At 68.5% G+C, this 16,456-nt stretch carries 15 protein-coding genes, 1 tRNA gene and 1 pseudogene; 9 read left to right on the top strand and 8 right to left on the bottom strand.

The features are described 5' to 3' along the window. Positions 1 to 284 (top strand): annotated as a pseudogene (locus ON33_RS33055) (hypothetical protein); the annotation flags it as partial. Positions 285 to 334: 50 nt separating this feature from the next. Here the strand turns inward: ON33_RS33055 and ON33_RS33050 are convergent. The 3 genes from ON33_RS33050 to ON33_RS33040 are packed head-to-tail and all read right to left on the bottom strand — an operon-like array spanning position 335 to position 2,182. Next, the gene (locus tag ON33_RS33050; RefSeq protein WP_040863058.1) at positions 335 to 1,012 is read right to left on the bottom strand and encodes an energy-coupling factor ABC transporter ATP-binding protein; all 678 of its coding nucleotides are present in this window, start codon (positions 1,010 to 1,012) and stop codon (positions 335 to 337) included. Then, a complete protein-coding gene (locus tag ON33_RS33045; RefSeq protein ID WP_040863057.1) occupies positions 1,009 to 1,557 on the bottom strand; it encodes a biotin transporter BioY in 549 nt (182 codons plus the stop codon). The genes ON33_RS33050 and ON33_RS33045 overlap by 4 nt, the downstream gene beginning before the upstream one ends. A gap of 34 nt (positions 1,558 to 1,591) precedes the next feature. Continuing rightward, positions 1,592 to 2,182 carry an energy-coupling factor transporter transmembrane component T family protein gene (locus ON33_RS33040; protein ID WP_040863091.1) on the bottom strand — a complete coding sequence of 197 codons (591 nt, stop codon included), beginning with the start codon at positions 2,180 to 2,182 and terminating at the stop codon, positions 1,592 to 1,594. Between the two features lie 195 nt (positions 2,183 to 2,377). Here ON33_RS33040 and dnaG point away from each other — a divergent pair, with 195 nt between their 5' ends. After that, a complete protein-coding gene (gene dnaG / locus ON33_RS33035) occupies positions 2,378 to 4,294 on the top strand; it encodes a DNA primase (RefSeq protein WP_040863056.1) in 1,917 nt (638 codons plus the stop codon). A gap of 143 nt (positions 4,295 to 4,437) precedes the next feature. Here dnaG and ON33_RS33030 read toward each other — a convergent pair whose 3' ends face one another. Then, positions 4,438 to 4,683, bottom strand: coding sequence for a hypothetical protein (locus ON33_RS33030; protein WP_040863090.1), 246 nt, complete (start codon positions 4,681 to 4,683; stop codon positions 4,438 to 4,440). Positions 4,684 to 4,859: 176 nt separating this feature from the next. Between ON33_RS33030 and ON33_RS33025 the strand changes: the two genes are divergently transcribed. After that, positions 4,860 to 4,932 (top strand) — tRNA-Asn (locus tag ON33_RS33025). Positions 4,933 to 5,243: 311 nt separating this feature from the next. Next, positions 5,244 to 5,675: a TIGR03667 family PPOX class F420-dependent oxidoreductase gene (locus tag ON33_RS33020; RefSeq protein ID WP_040863055.1), complete on the top strand. Its 432-nt coding sequence runs from the start codon at positions 5,244 to 5,246 to the stop codon at positions 5,673 to 5,675. A 92-nt stretch (positions 5,676 to 5,767) separates the two neighbouring features. On the opposite strand, the gene ON33_RS33015 is transcribed toward ON33_RS33020, so the two are convergent. Continuing rightward, on the bottom strand, positions 5,768 to 6,511 hold the full coding sequence (locus tag ON33_RS33015) for an SDR family NAD(P)-dependent oxidoreductase (RefSeq protein ID WP_040863089.1): 744 nt from the start codon (positions 6,509 to 6,511) through the stop codon (positions 5,768 to 5,770). A gap of 414 nt (positions 6,512 to 6,925) precedes the next feature. Here ON33_RS33015 and ON33_RS33010 point away from each other — a divergent pair, with 414 nt between their 5' ends. From ON33_RS33010 to ON33_RS41905, 4 genes are all read left to right on the top strand, one after another. Further along, entirely contained in the window at positions 6,926 to 7,741 is an 816-nt protein-coding gene (locus ON33_RS33010; RefSeq protein WP_040863054.1) for an SDR family NAD(P)-dependent oxidoreductase, read from the top strand. Between the two features lie 14 nt (positions 7,742 to 7,755). Then, the gene (locus ON33_RS33005) at positions 7,756 to 8,772 is read left to right on the top strand and encodes a GAF domain-containing protein (protein ID WP_040863053.1); all 1,017 of its coding nucleotides are present in this window, start codon (positions 7,756 to 7,758) and stop codon (positions 8,770 to 8,772) included. A gap of 335 nt (positions 8,773 to 9,107) precedes the next feature. Continuing rightward, on the top strand, positions 9,108 to 10,058 hold the full coding sequence (locus tag ON33_RS33000) for a ParB/RepB/Spo0J family partition protein (RefSeq protein WP_051153266.1): 951 nt from the start codon (positions 9,108 to 9,110) through the stop codon (positions 10,056 to 10,058). Next, positions 10,055 to 10,345 carry a helix-turn-helix domain-containing protein gene (locus tag ON33_RS41905; RefSeq protein ID WP_157184849.1) on the top strand — a complete coding sequence of 97 codons (291 nt, stop codon included), beginning with the start codon at positions 10,055 to 10,057 and terminating at the stop codon, positions 10,343 to 10,345. The genes ON33_RS33000 and ON33_RS41905 overlap by 4 nt, the downstream gene beginning before the upstream one ends. On the opposite strand, the gene ON33_RS32995 is transcribed toward ON33_RS41905, so the two are convergent. From ON33_RS32995 to gabT, 3 genes are all read right to left on the bottom strand, one after another. Further along, positions 10,346 to 11,782: a cytochrome P450 gene (locus ON33_RS32995; protein WP_245550978.1), complete on the bottom strand. Its 1,437-nt coding sequence runs from the start codon at positions 11,780 to 11,782 to the stop codon at positions 10,346 to 10,348. Positions 11,783 to 11,961: 179 nt separating this feature from the next. Next, entirely contained in the window at positions 11,962 to 13,416 is a 1,455-nt protein-coding gene (locus ON33_RS32990; RefSeq protein WP_040863051.1) for an NAD-dependent succinate-semialdehyde dehydrogenase, read from the bottom strand. Positions 13,417 to 13,450: 34 nt separating this feature from the next. Next, on the bottom strand, positions 13,451 to 14,794 hold the full coding sequence (gabT, locus tag ON33_RS32985; protein ID WP_040863050.1) for a 4-aminobutyrate--2-oxoglutarate transaminase: 1,344 nt from the start codon (positions 14,792 to 14,794) through the stop codon (positions 13,451 to 13,453). Between the two features lie 124 nt (positions 14,795 to 14,918). On the opposite strand from gabT, the gene ON33_RS32980 reads away from it, so the two are divergent. Then, complete coding sequence (locus ON33_RS32980; protein WP_040863049.1) at positions 14,919 to 16,421, top strand: PucR family transcriptional regulator; 1,503 nt, start codon at positions 14,919 to 14,921, stop codon at positions 16,419 to 16,421. The last annotated feature ends 35 nt before the right edge of the window (positions 16,422 to 16,456 follow it).

Below are 16,456 nucleotides of genomic sequence, written 5' to 3'. Positions count from 1 at the left end.
ACATCGTCGCGCCGGAGCGGGGCGGGGCGCTCGAATACATTCCGCTGCCCGGGGCTTTCATCGAGCGCGGCGGCGGGCTGCCGATGCGGCATCGGCACATGGTGAAGATGCTGCCGACCGTGCCGGGGACACTGGTGCTGCACGCCGGGCGGCGGTCACGGCATCGGGTGACGCCGGTGCAGGGGGAGATTCCGCGGGTGAGTGTGCACATGGCGTTCAACGCGCGGCCGGGGCAGCGGTTGAACGCGCATGTGCGGCGGCATCTCTTCGGGCGCGAGGAGTGAACCCGGCGGCCGTGTGAATCCCGCTGGATCGAACTCTGAGGTCGCGCGGATCAGTTCGAGTGCATGGCGACGTATCGCGCGAGGCATTCGGCCGGCGGGCCGTCCGCCACGATGCGGCCCTCGTCGAAGACCAGCACGCGATCGAAGTCGGCGAGCAGGTCCAGATCGTGGGAGACCACGATCAGCTGCTGCGGAAGTTCGTGCAGCAGACGGGCGATGCGACGTTTGTTGCGCAGGTCGAGCAGGGTGGTGGGTTCGTCGAACACCACGTACTTCGGTCCCACCGACAGCACCGCGGCGATCGCGAGCAGCTGTTTCTGCCCGCCGCTGAGCAGATGCGCGGGGTGGTCGCGGAATGCGGTGAGCCCGTACTCGGCGAGGGTCGCACTGACGCGGTCCGGGATCTCGGCTTTGGCGACGCCGTGGTGCTTGAGGCCGAAAGCCAGATCCTCGGCGACCGTCGGCATGACGATCTGCACATCCGGATCCTGGAAGACGAATCCGACAAGTTTGCGAACGGCTCTGCCCTGCTTGCGGGTATCGAGGCCGTCGACGCGGACCCTGCCGTCGGTCGGCACCTGCAACCCGTTGAGCAGCCGCGCGAACGTGGACTTGCCGGATCCGTTGGAGCCGACGACGGCGATCCGGTTCTCGCTCAGGCGCAGATCGAGGCCGCGCAGCACCTCGCGCTCCCCGAACCGATGCGCGACGCCGTCGAGCTCGATCATGCGCGCGCCGGAATCATCGGGTAGGCCTTACGAACCGCCACGGCGGCCGCCGAACCGATGAACGTCTTGATCACATCGCCGGGCAGGAACGCTATCGAGGTGGTGATCGCCTTGCCCAGCGAGATGTGCGCGGCGGCGGCCATCCACGGAATACCTATGGCGTACAGCACGATCGCGCCACCGAGGAAGTTGATGGGCAGGGCGACGGGCATGGAGTAGAACCGCCACAGGCGTTCGGTGAGCAGTCCGATCACCAGCGCGCCGATCGGATAGGCGAGCACGAAGCCACCCGTCGGGCCCATGATCACCGACAGTCCGCCGCGCCCGCCCGGCAGCACCGGCAGCCCGGCGATGACCAGCACGTCGAACAGCAGGATGGCCGCCGCGCCGCGTTTCGCGCCGAGAATCGACCCGGCCAGGATCACGCCCAGAGTTTGCGAGGTGAACGGCGCGAACGCTCCCGGCAGCTGAATGAGCGGGAAGAATCCCAACACCACCATGATTGCCGCGAACAGCGCGATCTGCGCCAAATCCCTACTACGCACCCGAGGCATCCTAAATGGCCGGGGTTCGCACCCTTCAGTCCAGGCCGCGGGCGTCCAGCGCCTCGCCGACCCCGTCGGCCATGCGCAGTGTGCGGATCAGTAGCGGGACCAGGAAGACCGTGCTGCGCTCGATGCCGCGGGCCCGCTGCGCCGAACGCACGAGTTCGGCCTGGTCCCGAATGACCGGGATGAATCGGATGGTCATGGCGACCAGCAGTCCCACCCGTTCGGGACGGACGCCCAGTGGGCGGAGCGGACCGAGCGCCCGCTCGATGGTCTCGACCATGGCCGACGTGCGTGTGGTCAGTGTCACCAGGTTGGCCAGCAGGACCAGCGTGAGCAGCCGCTCGCCGATCAGGACCGCGGTGTGCCGGTCCGTGAAGATCACCTGCGCGACCACGATCAACGCCAGGAACGGCGTCAGCCCCAGGACCTGCCGCCCGGTCGTCCGCCACGGAATCCGCGCGACCGCATACAAACCCAGCACCACGACCAGCGCGACCGTCACCGACGGGATCGACGGCACGAAGAACAGTGCCGTCCCCGCGGCCGCCAGAACCACGAGCTTCACCCCGGCGGGCGCGGCATGCACCGGCGTCCGGGCGTCGTGATAGAGGCTGAGCACGGATAGATCCTCGCAGCCCGGTTCCATGGTTCGTCGTTGGGGACGTGACCACTGATTTCGTCGCGAGTGGGGTAGCTCGTCGGGTACGTCCGAAATTTTCGTCGCACCGAACCGCTGGCACGCGTGCGGAACGGGCAACGGCTCCCAGTGGTGCGCTGAAGTTTCGGGGAGGCGGGGGAGCGCTAGACTCGCTGCGTGGCAGGCCGACTTCCGGACCGCGATATCGCGGCGATTCGTGAACGTGTCCGGATCGAGGATGTCGTGGGTGAGTACGTCACTCTCAAGCGCGCCGGCGCCGACTCCATGAAGGGCCTGTGCCCCTTCCACGATGAGAAGACCCCGTCCTTCCATGTGCGGCCCAATCACGGCGTGTTCCACTGCTTCGGCTGCGGTGAGGGCGGTGACGCGTTCGCGTTCCTGCAGAAGATCGAGCACGTCGGTTTCGTCGAGGCGGTCGAGCAGCTGGCCGACAGCATCGGCTACAAGATCACCTACGAGGGCGGCGGCACCTCGGTCCAGCGCGACCGCGGCACCCGCTCCCGCCTGGTCGCCGCCAATGCGGCCGCGCACGAGTTCTATATCTCCCAGCTCGGGGAGCCCGGGGCCGAGGCGGCCCGCAAGTACCTCACCGACCGCAATTTCGACCACAATGCCGCCCGCCAGTTCGGCTGCGGCTATGCCCCCGGCGGCTGGGACACGCTCACGAAACACCTGCTGCGCAAGGGTTTCGACTTCAAGGAGCTGGAGGCCGCGGGCCTGTCCAAGCAGGGCCAGCGCGGTCCGATGGACCGCTTCAACCGCCGCCTGCTGTGGCCCATCCGCAATCTCGGCGGCGAGGTCATCGGGTTCGGCGCGCGCCGGCTGTACGACGACGACACCATGACCGCCAAGTACATCAACACCTCGGAAACGTTGCTGTACAAGAAGTCTCAGGTGCTGTTCGGTCTCGACCACGCCAAGCGCGAGATCGCCAAGGGGCATCAGGCCGTCGTCGTCGAGGGCTACACCGACGTCATGGCCATGCACATGGCGGGCGTCAAGACCGCTGTCGCCTCCTGCGGCACCGCGTTCGGCGACGAGCATCTCGCGATCCTGCGCCGCCTGCTCATGGACGACAACTTCTGGCGCGGCGAGATCATCTACACCTTCGACGGTGACGAGGCGGGCCAGGCCGCCGCCCTGAAAGCCTTCTCCGGCGATCAGAAACTGGCCGGCCAAACCTACATCGCGGTGGCCCCCGACGGCCTCGACCCGTGCGAACTGCGCCAGCGCAATGGCGACGGCGCCGTTCGCGACCTGGTCGCCCGCCGAGTCCCGTTGTACGAGTTCGTGATCCGCGGTCTGCTCGCCGAACACAACCTGGATTCGCCCGAGGGGCAGGTCGAGGCGCTGCGGCGGGCCGTCCCGGTGGTGTCCCAGATCAAGGATTTCGCCCTCCGCAAGGCGTATGCCACGAAACTGGCCGGCTGGGTCGGCTGGGACGACATCCAGCAGGTCGTCCGCCGCGTCGGCGATGAGGCCCGCAAGGGCCAGCGCACCGGCGTCAAGCCCGGCATCCCCGAACGTCAAGCGCGCCAAGAGGTCACCGAGCACCCCGCGGCCCGCCCCAACCCGCACGACCCCGCCCTGCTCCCGCAGCGCCAAACCCTGGCCGCCGCACTGCAATACCCGGCCTTCGCGGGCCCCGTCTTCGATTCCCTGGAACCCGAAGCCTTCACGCAGCCGGCCTACATCGCCGTCCGCGCCGCCATCGCCGAGGCCGGCGGCACCGCCAGCGGTCTCACCGGCGCGGAATGGGTCGCCTCGGTCGCCGACAACACCGACGACCTCACCCTGCGGGCCCTGGTCTCCGAACTGGCCGCCGAACCGCTCCCGGTGAAGTCCGCCGACGACATCCCCCGCTTCGTCACCGGCGTGCTGGCCCGCACCCAGGAATCCTGGGTCGGCCGCCAGATCGCCGAACTGAAGTCCAAGCTCCAGCGCATCTCCTCGACCGAACAGCCGGACGGCTACATGGCGTTGTTCGGCGACCTGGTCGCCTTGGAGCAGTACCGGAAGAGCCTGCTCACCCAGGCAATGGGCAATTCCGGCGACTTCGCAATGGGCGGCTGACCTGCCCCTCGTTTGCGCGGCAGGCGGTGAAGCTCGCCGCCCGGACCGAGAACGTGCCGCTCCTCAGGGCACGACCAATAGACCTGCCGACGGTTGATCGGCAGGTTCCTGGTTCGAATCCGGTTGGGGGAGTCCCCAATCCGTCAGCGGCGCAGCTGATCCTGCGGCACGAGGATGGTGGTGCGCTCGTCCAGCGGCACCATCGGTTCCAGCTTCGGCTGGGTGCTCAGCTTGTCCGCGAGCTTCTGCCGCCCCATCATCACGACCTTCCGTGTGACCGGGCTCTCGCTGATCGCGCGGGTCGTCTTACTGATCTGCTCATACCGAGCCCGACCGGCCTTCGCGCCCAGCACATACCCGGCCGCAACACCGATGAACAACCGCAGCATCCCGAGAAGCTCCTCCCATAGACCAGCCTGCCCCCACATCCTGCCCGACCCCACCCCCACCTGTCGATCCGGCCTCCCACCCACATCCCCGCAGGTAGAGCCGCGATTTGGGAACTGTACAACCGATACGCTAAAGTTTTCCCCGGCCGGTTCGAAAGGATCAGCCAGGGAAACAATCCCCTATAGCTCAATTGGCAGAGCAGCCGACTGTTAATCGGCAGGTTTCTGGTTCGAGTCCAGATGGGGGAGCACAAACCCCCGATCGGTATTCCGATCGGGGGTTTTCTCTTTCTGCGCGGGGTAGACACCCATGCGCATTCGAACGATGCCGCGACTATTTCGAGCCGATTACCTCCGGGCTGACGGCGAGGCGTCGGCCACCCCGGTCCAGGTGATCTCTCGTCGGTCTTCCGCGGTTCTGTCGAAGGCGACCGTTCGCACCTGGGCAGGGTCTCGGCCTCGGGATCCGCCCGGACCAACCTCCTCTGCGGCGGAATGTCCACAGAGAGTCGGGTGTTTACGAGTTCGAACCGATTCGACCGGCCCTTCAAGGAGATCGAATGTCCAGTTCCGCCCCTCTCATCGACTCGACCACCGAGTTCGGCGTGAAAGTCGCCAGACGCCTGGCCCAGGACGCCGTCATCTGGCTCACCACCGTAAGCCCCAGCGCCACACCGCAACCCAACCCGGTCTGGTTCCAATGGGCAAACGAAGAGTTCCTGATCTTCACCCAGCCCGGCACCCCCAAATTGCGAAATATAGCTGCCAACCCACGGGTTTCACTGAATCTCAATTCCACCCCCGCCGGCGGCGACGTCATCGTCCTCACCGGCACAGTCCGCGTCGACAACGACACGACCCCCGCCGAGCGCGACGCCTTCGTCGAGAAGTACACCGACGGCCTGGCCGATATAGGCATGACCAGAGACCAGTTCTTCGCCGACTACTCGATCCCGTTACGCATCACGCCCGATCGCCTGCGCGGCTTCTGACAACAGATCGCGGAACGGTTCCCTCGATCCGTGGCGCTCGCCCGGATCGGAGGAATGTCCCAAGGACCGTGCAGTGGGCCGGAGACGCCATTTCAGCCGCGGCCGAGGAGGGTTCCGCCGTTGATCTGCAGGATCTGGCCGGTGGTCCAGCCGGCGTCGGGGGAGGTGAGGTGGGTTATGCCCGCGGCGATTTCGTCGGGAGTTCCGGCGCGGCCGAGTGGGATTTGTGAGATGCGGTCGGCTTCGAGTTCCGGTGTCAACCGCTCGGCCCAGAATTCGGTGGCGGGCACGAATCCGGGAGCGACGACATTGACGGTGATTCCCTGCGGTGCCAGTTGTTGCGCGAGACCCAGGGCCCAGCCGTGGAGTGCGGCTTTCGCAGCGTCGTACGGGCCGGCTCCGCGCAGCGCGGCAATCGAACTCACCGACACGATCCGCCCGCCGGGCCGGCTCATGTGCGGGATCAACGCCTCGGTCAGCAGCACTGCGGTCAGCACGTTCAACCGGAAGGTGTCGGTGTAGGCGGCCGCAAGGCCATCCAGATCGCCAGGCGTGAGCGCCGGGTTGCCGCCCGCATTGTTGACCAGAATGTCAACGCGTCCCTCCGCCGCAATCCGTTCCACGAGCGCCCGAACCTGATCGGGCGCTGTGAGATCGGCGCTCGCGGTAGTGACCCGATCGGCCCCGATCTCAGTGTTGATCTCCTTGGCCGTGGCTTCCAGCACAGCCGCCCGTCGCCCGACGACAGTCACCGTCACCCCATCGCCCGCCAGCCGCCGCGCTACCGCCTTCCCGATCCCGGTCCCGCCACCAGTGACGATCGCCCGTCGTGCCATCATTCCTCCCCTGATCGATGAATCATGCTCAGCCTGAACCTACTTCACGCGCCGCGCGCGTACGCCTCCTCAGGGTGGACTGCGATCACATCAATTGCTTACAAGCGCACTCGGCATCCGGCCGTACACGAAGTGCTCGAGCCGGCGAGTGCGCTCGACATGGAGTATGCCGGTGTTTGGTCGCGTGAAAAGTCTTGTGTGGGTATGGATGTCAGGTAGGGATCGGCGGCTCGCTCCGGTGCGGGGATACGTGTTGGCGCCGCGCCGGGTGCGATCCTGTTGCTCTGCGGCGGAACCCAATCCGCTGAACTCATCGCCTATGGACCGACCGGTCAACGTGTGACGCGTCGGTCGGAACGAATTGGCGCGGAACATGTCTCGCGTCTTGCCGGGAGTCTGTGCAGACTCACTGGTATGGATCGTAGTTTCTATGCGGGTCGGGTTGCTGTGGTCACGGGGGCGGGGGCCGGGATCGGGCGGGAGTTGGCGGTGCGGCTGGGGCGGGAGGGGGCTTCGGTGGTGCTGCTGGATCAGAACGAGGCGGGGTTGGGGGAGACGGCGGGGATGGTTCGGGGCGGGGATGGGGAGGTGGTGGCGCTGGTCGCCGATGTCGCGGATCCGGGGCGGATGGGGGAGGTCGCGGCCGAGGTGGTCGGGCGGCTCGGGGGCGTGGATGTGCTGATCAATAATGCGGGGAGGCTGTTCTACGGTGGGGTGACCCAGTCCGAGCCGGCCGATTTCGAGGCGGTGATGCGGGCGAATTTCGGTGCGACCGTGGTGAGTACGAAAGCCTTCCTGCCGTATGTGGTGAAGGCCCCGGAAGGGCGGATCGCGAATCTCTCGTCGGCGTACGGGCTGATCGGGCTCGGCGGGGCCGCCCCCTACACGGCCGCCAAGTTCGCGATCCGCGGCTTCACCGAGTCGCTGCGGTCGGAATTGCGCGGGCACTCGAATGTCGCTGTCAGCTGCGTGTTTCCGGGCGGGGTGAAGACCGGGATCGCCTGGTCGGCGCTGTCGGCGGTGGGGGTGAACGCGGCGCAGGCGGCGCAGCGGTTCGACCAGCATGTGGCCCGCACCGATCCCGGTGTCGCGGCGGACGTGATTCTGCGTGGTATCGCGCGCGGGAAGAGTCGTGTACTGATAGGACCCGACGCGATCCTTGCCGAAGTCGCCGCCAGGGTGGCGGGCGGGCAGTACGAGAAGCTGATTCGCCTCGTGGTCAGGGGATAAGAGGGGAAGGCACGATGGCCGGTACGCGATGGCTGTTGATCGAGACGTTCGGCGGTGGGGAACCGACCGTCGTCGGACTGGGCAGTGCGCCCAGGAAATTCGTGCCGTTGACGCAGATCTTCCGGCAGCGCGAGACGCTGGCGACGATCCGCGGCGCGGTGACGGCGACCACGGACGCGCTGGCGCCGGTGGAGGTCCTGAGCGACGGCGGCCGCCGGCGGACGGTGACAGCGCCGCTGCTGATCACACCGGACCGCATGCATGCCGTGCTGGTGTGGTCGGGTCCGGTGGATGAGCAGGTGCCGCCGCGAGATCCGGTGGGGGCGTGGTACTTCAACCTGTCCACGTCGAAGTCCACCCGGTCGGATGATCTGCTGGACCTCTATGGCGTGGCGCCGGAGAACCGAGCCCGTGAGCATGCCATCGCGGGCGTGTTCGCCCGCGTCATCACCAATAGCGACGAGTCCGACGCCCTGGCCAAGGTGGTCCGGTCGGCGCCGGGCACCGAGCATCAGGCGGTGTGGACCGTCCGCCGTGACGACGGCGCGCTGCGGGCCGCACACTTCTCCTGCCGGATCCTCGAAGAGACCGATGCCGCAGGGCAGACGGAGGTGTTCATGCGCGGCGTCACCCACGACATCGGCGACGCCACCGATGTCAGCGCCGCACCACCACCGGTGATCCTCGAGCATCGGGTGCTCGACGCCGCCGCGGCCGAGGGAGACTTCCGGGCCATCGTCGATCTGCGCACGCTGCGGCTGCTGCGCTGGATGGGTCCCGCCATGCCGCGTATCGCCTGGCAGTCGCTGGCGGGGGAGCCCGAACCGGCGATTCACCCGGACGACCTCGACACGGCGAAGACCATGAGCCGCAATCTCGCCCACTCCCGCACCGCCGGCCGGCTGCGGCTCCGGACGCTCGACGGCGGCTGGAAATCGGTGCAGGCGCGCGCCGTGCTCATGGCGCTGGATCAGCACACGACGGCCGCGCTGGTGACCGTTCGGGATCCCGAGGCACTCGACACGGACTAGGTGTACCGACCATGGACGTTGGTCACGCGACCGCCAGCAAACAAACCAACGGCAATGTTTGTTGTGTATGTAACACCATCGGAACCCGCCGCGGACGTCCGTTCCAGGTCAGCGTATTTCGCCACGAAATAAGCAGGCAGGCGCACGATTTGCTCAATTGATCACACTGTGTGCGCGTCGATACACTGCCGTGTACACGCACCCGCGCGAGCGGGAATCCTGTCGGCGATCCCCTGTGGCGCCGCTTGGCGCGTCGATGAATGGCCCTGCCCGGGAGAGGCTCGCGGAGAGTGCTCCGGGGAGTCGGGGCTGCTCGGCGTTGGGAGGCGGCAACGATGCTCGGACCGAAGAACGCGTGGTGGAATTACCCCCGCGGCACCATCTGGCAGTGGATCGTGACCCGGGCGATCACGGTGGGCGAGATCTCGACGCGGCCGGACGTGAATTTCCCCTTCCCGGACCCCAATACCTCCGACATCGTGCGAATCCCCCTGGACCGCCTGCACATCGACACCCCGATCCGGCAATCCGGCGAGAACATCCGGCATGTCAGCGCCCTGTCGGAGGTCGCCGCGGCGCTGCCGCCGATCGTCGTGCACCGATCACGCATGACGGTCATCGACGGCGCCCATCGGGTGCGCGCCGCACTTTCCAGCGGCTCCCAGTGGATCGACGCCGTCTACTTCGACGGCGACGACGGCCAAGCCCTGCTGCTCGCGATCCGGCTGAACAGCACCCGCGGCCTGCCGCTGTCCGCCGCCGACCGCAAGGCCGCGGCCGCGCGGGCGCTGGCGTTCTATCCCGACTGGTCGAATCGCAAGCTGGCCGAGGTGATCGGCCTGTCCGAGCGGACGATCGCGGCTGTCCGGAAACGATGCTCGGCCAACCCCGGCCCCCGTCTGCAGCGCCGCGCGCCCATCGCCCCCGCATCGCAGCCGTTCGAGCGCCAGTGCCGCACCGACCACGCCCGTGACGAGCAGGCCGCGACCGTGCCCGTCCCGGCGGAACTCCCGTACCCCGCTCGCGCCCTGTGGAATCTGCGCTCGGACCCCGCCCTGCACCGCACCGAATCCGGCCGGGAACTGCTGCGCCTGCTGGACGCGAGCCCCGCGAACCCCGCCGCCTGGGCAGACCTGGTGGGCGACCTCACGCCATACTGCGCCGGCCTGCTCGCCGAGCTGGCCGCCGAACAGGCCAAGAACTGGGCCACCCTGGCCCGAACCGCGAGCCGAATCGCCATGGCCGACAAAAGGGTCGCCACCGCCGAGAAGAACACCGCCGCTTGACCGACGCTGAGGACCCAGCGCTACGCCGAAGGAAACTGCGGCAGTGCGGGGTATCGCGCCGAACCCGGTACCGCGTCCTCGAAGAGTTCGACGAGGGCCCCGCGACGCTGCTGCGCCGAATGCGGATCGAATACTCCTGCGGATTACTCGCCGCCCGACCGGATCTCGCGGTCACAGCCGTCGCCCACAACTCCGGCTTCGCCACCGAAAGACAGTTCTACCGCGCCTTCCGCATCGAGCTGGGCATGACCCCGGCCGCCTACCGGGCGGCCGGGGCAGCTCGCTGATCAGTCCCGCGGCACCGCCCGCATGAGCAGTGGCTTGTCCGGCGCGCCGATGAACGAAAGCTGCGGCCGGATGGGCTCGTTCGTGGCGATCCGCAGATCCAGCTGCTGGGCGATGGTGGCGATGGCCAGCACCACCTCCATGGTCGCGAAGTTCTGCGCGATGCAGATCCGCTTGCCCGCACCGAACGCCAGTGACGCCTCCCGATGCGGCCGGGTCATGTTCTCCGGCAGATAGCGTGTCGGATCGAATTCGCCCGCCCGATCCCACACCCGGGGATTGCCGTGCACGCCGTGCATGCTGATCATGATGGTGGTGCCCGGCTTGATGCGGTAGCCCGCCAGCACGTCCTCGCCCAGCGCCACCTTGCTGAACGCCATGATCGGCGGATACAGGCGCATCGTCTCCAGGAAGATGGCCTTGGTCCACACCAGCTTGTCCACATCGGCGGCGGTGGGGGTACGCCCGCCGAGCACCGAGTCGAGCTCCTCGTGCAGGCGCTGCCGTACCTCGGGATGGTCGGCGAGCAGCTTCCACACCCAGGTCAGCGCGGTGGCCGACGTCTCCATGCCCGCCCCGATGAACGTCATGAGCTCGTCCCGGATCTCGAGATCGGTGTAGCAGTGCCCGGTCTCGGGATCGGTGGCGGCCATGAGCAGGCCGAGTAGATTGTCCTTGCGGGTGATGCGGCCCCCACGATGGTCGGAAATGATTCCGGCCACCGCCTTCTCGATGCCGCGCAGCTCGAACATGATGTGCGGGGCCACCGTCCACGCCGCGGCGCGGACGGCCCGGATCGGAATCCGTGAGCCCGCCTGCTTCTCCGGCTTCTCGGTGCGGCGCACCAGCCACATGGACAGCGGCCGCAGCGTGCGGCTCACATTGGTGACCACGCCCACCCCGAAGAACTTGAGCAGCCGCTCGAGCTTGATCTTCGAGATCGGCCCGTCCAGATCGGCGCCGAACATGGTGCGCGCCACGATATCCAGCATGAGCCGGGTCATCTCCACGCCCACGTCGACCGGCGCACCGGCCTGCCGCAGCCGGGTGGCCGCCTCCTGTGCCGCCTCGACCATGGGTACCGCGAACTGGTCGATGGCGCTGCGCGCGAAGATCGGCTGCACCAGGCGCTTGTTGCGGTGGTAGAGCCGGTCGTCGCGCTGCGTCACCAGACCTTGGCCGAAAACGACTGCGAGCATGTCGAATTCGGCACCGCGCACATAGTTCTCGTGATTGCCGATCAGCACGTGCCGGACCAGTTCCGGACTGCGCACCACGACGTACTTCGCCATCGGCAACCGGGCGACCAGCACATCGTCCTGGCCCGGCAGATCCGATGCCAGGTACTGCATGATTGTGCGCTCCCGGATCCGCCCGGGCAGTCCCAGCGCCAGCCGCCAGGACTGACCCCAGGTGACCGGTGTGTTGTGCCAGCGCATGGGTGCGGGTTGCCATCGTGGCGGGTGGAGTTCGCTGCTTCCTGCGGCCGGTGCTGTCATGGACCATCCCGTGCGATCGAAAGTCGTTCACCCCGTTGGGCTTACGGTAAAATGCTACTGGCGGGTAGCGGTTTCCGCAGGGAATGTCGCCAGGGTGGTTCCATGACTTTCGGCGCCCGCTACGGCAGAGCGATGTACTTGGCCTCCAGGTATTCCTCGATGCCCTCGACCCCGGCCTCCCGGCCCAGCCCGGACTGCTTCACGCCGCCGAACGGCGCGGCCACATCGGAGATGATGCCCCGGTTCACGCCCACCATCCCGGATTCCAGCGCCTCGGACACCCGCAGCGCGCGCTCCAGATCGCGGGTGTAAATGTAGGCGGCCAAACCGAATTCGGTGTCATTGGCTGCCGCGATACCGGCGGCCTCGCCGTCGAATCCGGTAATGGCGGCGACCGGGCCGAACACCTCCTCGCGCAGGATGCGCGCGTCCGCGGGCACCTCGGCCAGCACGGTCGGCTCGTAGAACCAGCCCGCTCCCGGCACGGCGGCGCCGCCGGTGGCGACCGTCGCGCCCTTCTCGACCGCGTCCGCCACCAGCTCGGCGACGGAATTACGCTGCTTCTCGGTGATCAGCGGCCCGACCTGCACGCCTTCCAGGGTTCCGGGCCCGATCTTCAGCCCGCGCATGCGCTCGGTCAGGCGCGTGGTGAACTCTTCGAGGACCGCATTGTCGACATGGAATCGATTGGCGGCCGTGCACGCCTCACCGATATTGCGCATCTTGGCGGCCATGGCGCCGTCCACCGCCGCGTCCAGGTCGGCGTCGGCGAACACCAGGAAGGGCGCATTGCCGCCGAGCTCCATCGACGTGCGCAGCACCCGCGAAGCCGATTGCGCGAGCAGGGTTTTGCCGACCGGGGTGGAGCCGGTGAAGGTCACCTTGCGCAGGCGATCGTCCTCGAACAGGGGATCGGTCAGGCGCGCGGACTTCGACGTCGGCAGGATCGACAGCGCGCCCGCCGGCAGCCCGGCGTCGGCGAAGACCTCACCCAGCAGGAGCATGGTCAGCGGCGTCTCACCGGCCGGCTTGACCACCATGGTGCAGCCCGCCGCGAACGCCGGCGCGATCTTGCGGGTGCCCATGGCCAGCGGGAAGTTCCACGGGGTGATGGCCAGGGTCGGCCCGACGGGCTGCTTGGTGACCAGGATGCGGCCGTTCCCCGACGGCGACGGCGTGTAGCGGCCGTTGACGCGCACCGCCTCCTCGCCGAACCAGCGCAGGAATTCGCCGCCGTAGGTGACCTCGCCCTGCGCCTCGGCCAGCGGCTTGCCCATTTCCAGGGTCATGAGCAGCGCGAAGTCGTCGCGGCGCGCCATGACCAATTCCCAAGCGTGGCGCAGGATCTCGGCCCGCTCCCGGGCAGGCGTGGCCGCCCAGGCGGCCTGCGCCGCGACCGCGGCGTCCAGGGCCCGCGCCCCGTCGGCGGGGGTGGCGTCGGCCACCTCGACGAGGACCTCGCCGGTCGCCGGATCGTGCACGGGGAAGGTGCCGCCGTCGCTCGCCGGAACCTGCTCCCCGCCGATCCAGAGCTGGGCCGGCACGGCCGCCAGCAGTTCGGCCACATCACGCATCGCGGGTTCTCCTCGTACTCATCGGATTTCGAACTCAGCGGGTCAGATCCCGCACCGTCTCGGCCAGCACCCCGAGCCCGTCGGCGAACAGGTCGTCGCCGATCACCAGCGGGGGCAGCAGCCGGATGACGTTCCCATAGGTGCCGCAGGTGAGCAGCACCACGCCGCGTGAGAGCGCCTCGGCGGCAATGGCTTTGGTGAGCCCCGGATCGGGGGTGTCGGTGCCGGGCAGGACGAACTCGACGGCGAGCATCGCGCCCCGGCCGCGCAGGTCACCGATGACGCCGGTGGCGGCGGCCAGTTCGCGCAGGCGCGGCATGGCGAAGGTCTCGATGGCCCGCGCCCGGGCGAGGAGGTCCAGCGATCGCATCACCTCGATACCGGCCAGCGCCGCCGCGCACGCCACCGGATTGCCGCCGTAGGTGCCGCCCAGTCCGCCCGGATGCACCGCGTCCAGCAGTTCGGCGCGCCCGGTGATCGCCGACAGCGGCATGCCGCCCGCGATGCCCTTGGCCATGGTGATGATGTCCGGCTCGATGCCCTCGTGCTCGCACGCGAACCACGCTCCGGTGCGGGCGAATCCGGTCTGCACCTCGTCGGCGATGAATACCACCCCGTGCGAACGTGCCCAATCCGCCAGCGTGGCAAGGAATCCCGGAGCGGGCACGATGAATCCGCCCTCGCCCATGATCGGCTCGATGATGATCGCGGCCAGCGAATCGGCCCCGATCTGCACCTCGATCCGCGAAATCGCCCGTCGCGCCGCCTGTTCCCCGGCCATGCCCGGCTCGTCGCGGTACGGGTACGACATGGGCATGCGGTGGATCTCCGGCGCGAACGGGCCGAAATGCGCCTTGTAAGGCATGGATTTCGCGGTCAGCGCCATGGTCAGGTTGGTGCGGCCGTGATAGGCGTGATCGAACGCGACCACCGCCGGGCGGCCGGTCGCCAGGCGCGCCACCTTCACCGCGTTCTCCACCGCCTCCGCGCCCGAGTTGAACAGCACGGTCCGCTTGTCGAAGTCGCCCGGAGTGAGCGCGGCCAGCTCCTCGGCAACGCGCACATAGCCCTCGTAGGGCGTGACCATGAAGCAGGTGTGCGTGAACCGCGCGGCCTGCTCGGCGACCGCGGCCGCCACCTCCGGATTGGACGCGCCGACCGAGGTGACCGCGATGCCCGAGCCCAGATCGATCAGCGAGTTCCCGTCCATATCGACGATGACTCCGCCGTCGGCGTCGGCCGCGTACACCGGCACCGACGACCCGACCCCCGCCGCCACGGCGGCCTGCCGGCGCGCGGTCAGCGCCCGGGACCGCGGACCCGGCAGTTCGGTGACGAGGTGGCGACGCTGCGGCAGGCGATAGTCGATCGAGGTCATGGCGAATTCTCCCGGTCGAAGGTCGATGACGGCGGTCCTCAGTCTGCGGCACGGAACCCGGGATCACCCGTGCCGAATTGGACAACACGCCGGTTGGGAATCGACGATCTGTACACTTCGGCCGATGGCCGTTTCCCTCGGCTGGGTGCTGGCCCAGCCCGACCTCGCGCTGCGGCTGCGCGGCGGGGCCGCCGGCGTGCGCCGCGAGATCGACCTCGTCGTCACCACCGAACTGGACAGCCCGTTCCGCTGGCTCTCCGGCGGCGAACTCGTGCTCACCACCGGTATGCGGTTGCCGCCGGACGGGCCCGGGCGCGCCGAATACGTGCGCGGGCTGGATCGGTGCGGCGTCGCGGGCATCGGCTTCGGCACCGGCCTGACCCACGACGAGGTGCCATCGGAGCTCATCGCGGCCGCCGACGAGATCGGCATCCCCCTGTTCGAAGTGCCCCTCGCGACGGCCTTCGCCGCCATCGTGAAGCAGGTGTCGGCCCGCATCGCCGAACTCCGCTACGACGCCGTCCTGCGGGCCGGCCGGGCCCAGCCGCGCATGACCCGTGCGCTCATCCGATCCGGCAGCGGGGCCATCGTGCGGGAACTGGCGAGCTCACTCGGCGCGACCGTGCTGGTGTTCGACCCCGCCGGAGCCGTGATCGATTGCCACCCAGCGCAACCCGGGCCGGAACTGCTCGCCCGCGTGCGGACTGTGCTGTCCCGCGGCCCGGCCGCGGCCGGGGTGAGCGCCGACGACTCGGGCGCGATCACCCATCAGCGCATCGGCGTCGGCCGCCGCCACCACGGCGACCTGGTCGTAGTGAGCGAAACACCGCTGGGGCACGTGGACCAGATCCTCCTCGGTCACGCCAATTCCCTGCTGGCCCTGAACTTCGAGCAACCGGACCGGCTGCACGCGGCACAGCATCGGCTCAACTCTCTGGCCCTGGGTCTGCTGCTGGGCGCGCCCACCGATCCGGCTCCCGCATGGGGGCAGCTCGACCGGGCGGCCGATGCGCACGGACGCATCAGAGTCCTGGTCGCCGACTGTGATTCGGCCGATGTCGCCGATACCGCCGGCGCGGCGCTCTCCGCCGCCGTGCTCGCGGCCGGCCATCCGCTGTTCCTGCACCAGGATTCGACCCGCGTGCTGGTCGTGCTGCCCGCCGGTATCGCAGTTCCCGCTCTAATCCGTCCCGAAACGCTGGGCAGCGCACGATCTCTCATCCGCCTCGGGCTTTCCGGCCCCCACCGGGTCCGTGACCTCCGCGCCGCCGCCGACTCGGCCCACCTGGCCGCCGCCGCGGCCGAACGCGGCGCCCCGCCCACCGACTTCACGACCTTGACGCTCTTGGCCATCCCCGCCACCCGCGAGGCCCTCACCACCCTGGCTCACACCCACCTCGCTCCACTGCGGGACCACGACCGCCGCTACAGCACCGCTCTCGTTTCCACCCTCCGCGCCTTCCTCGAGGCCAACGGCCAGTGGGAATCCGCCGCCGCGGCCCTCGGCATCCACCGCCACACCCTCCGCAAACGCATCACCGCCGCCGCCACCCTCCTGGGCCGCGACCTCGACAACGCCCGAACCCGAGCCGAACTTCTCCTGGCCCTCCTCGCCGAACCTCATTGATCCCGGCCCCGGGCACTGCTATGTTCTACGTATCT

It is taken from the genome of Nocardia niigatensis NBRC 100131 (genome assembly GCF_000308655.1).
GTDB classification, from domain to species: domain Bacteria; phylum Actinomycetota; class Actinomycetes; order Mycobacteriales; family Mycobacteriaceae; genus Nocardia; species Nocardia niigatensis.
The sequence above is the reverse complement of the archived record's forward strand: the minus strand, read 5'-3'. Positions and strand labels throughout refer to the sequence as shown.

Coding starts and splice junctions, on each gene's coding strand:
- ON33_RS33020 (WP_040863055.1), top strand. CDS start 5,244: ATGTCCAGTTCCGCCCCTCTCATCGACTCGACCACCGAGTTCGGCGTG.
- ON33_RS33050 (WP_040863058.1), bottom strand. CDS start 1,012: ATGATCGAGCTCGACGGCGTCGCGCATCGGTTCGGGGAGCGCGAGGTG.
- ON33_RS33005 (WP_040863053.1), top strand. CDS start 7,756: ATGGCCGGTACGCGATGGCTGTTGATCGAGACGTTCGGCGGTGGGGAA.
- ON33_RS32980 (WP_040863049.1), top strand. CDS start 14,919: ATGGCCGTTTCCCTCGGCTGGGTGCTGGCCCAGCCCGACCTCGCGCTG.
- ON33_RS33015 (WP_040863089.1), bottom strand. CDS start 6,511: ATGGCACGACGGGCGATCGTCACTGGTGGCGGGACCGGGATCGGGAAG.
- gabT (WP_040863050.1), bottom strand. CDS start 14,794: ATGACCTCGATCGACTATCGCCTGCCGCAGCGTCGCCACCTCGTCACC.
- ON33_RS32990 (WP_040863051.1), bottom strand. CDS start 13,416: ATGCGTGATGTGGCCGAACTGCTGGCGGCCGTGCCGGCCCAGCTCTGG.
- ON33_RS33030 (WP_040863090.1), bottom strand. CDS start 4,683: ATGCTGCGGTTGTTCATCGGTGTTGCGGCCGGGTATGTGCTGGGCGCG.
- ON33_RS32995 (WP_245550978.1), bottom strand. CDS start 11,782: ATGCGCTGGCACAACACACCGGTCACCTGGGGTCAGTCCTGGCGGCTG.
- ON33_RS33000 (WP_051153266.1), top strand. CDS start 9,108: ATGCTCGGACCGAAGAACGCGTGGTGGAATTACCCCCGCGGCACCATC.
- ON33_RS33010 (WP_040863054.1), top strand. CDS start 6,926: ATGGATCGTAGTTTCTATGCGGGTCGGGTTGCTGTGGTCACGGGGGCG.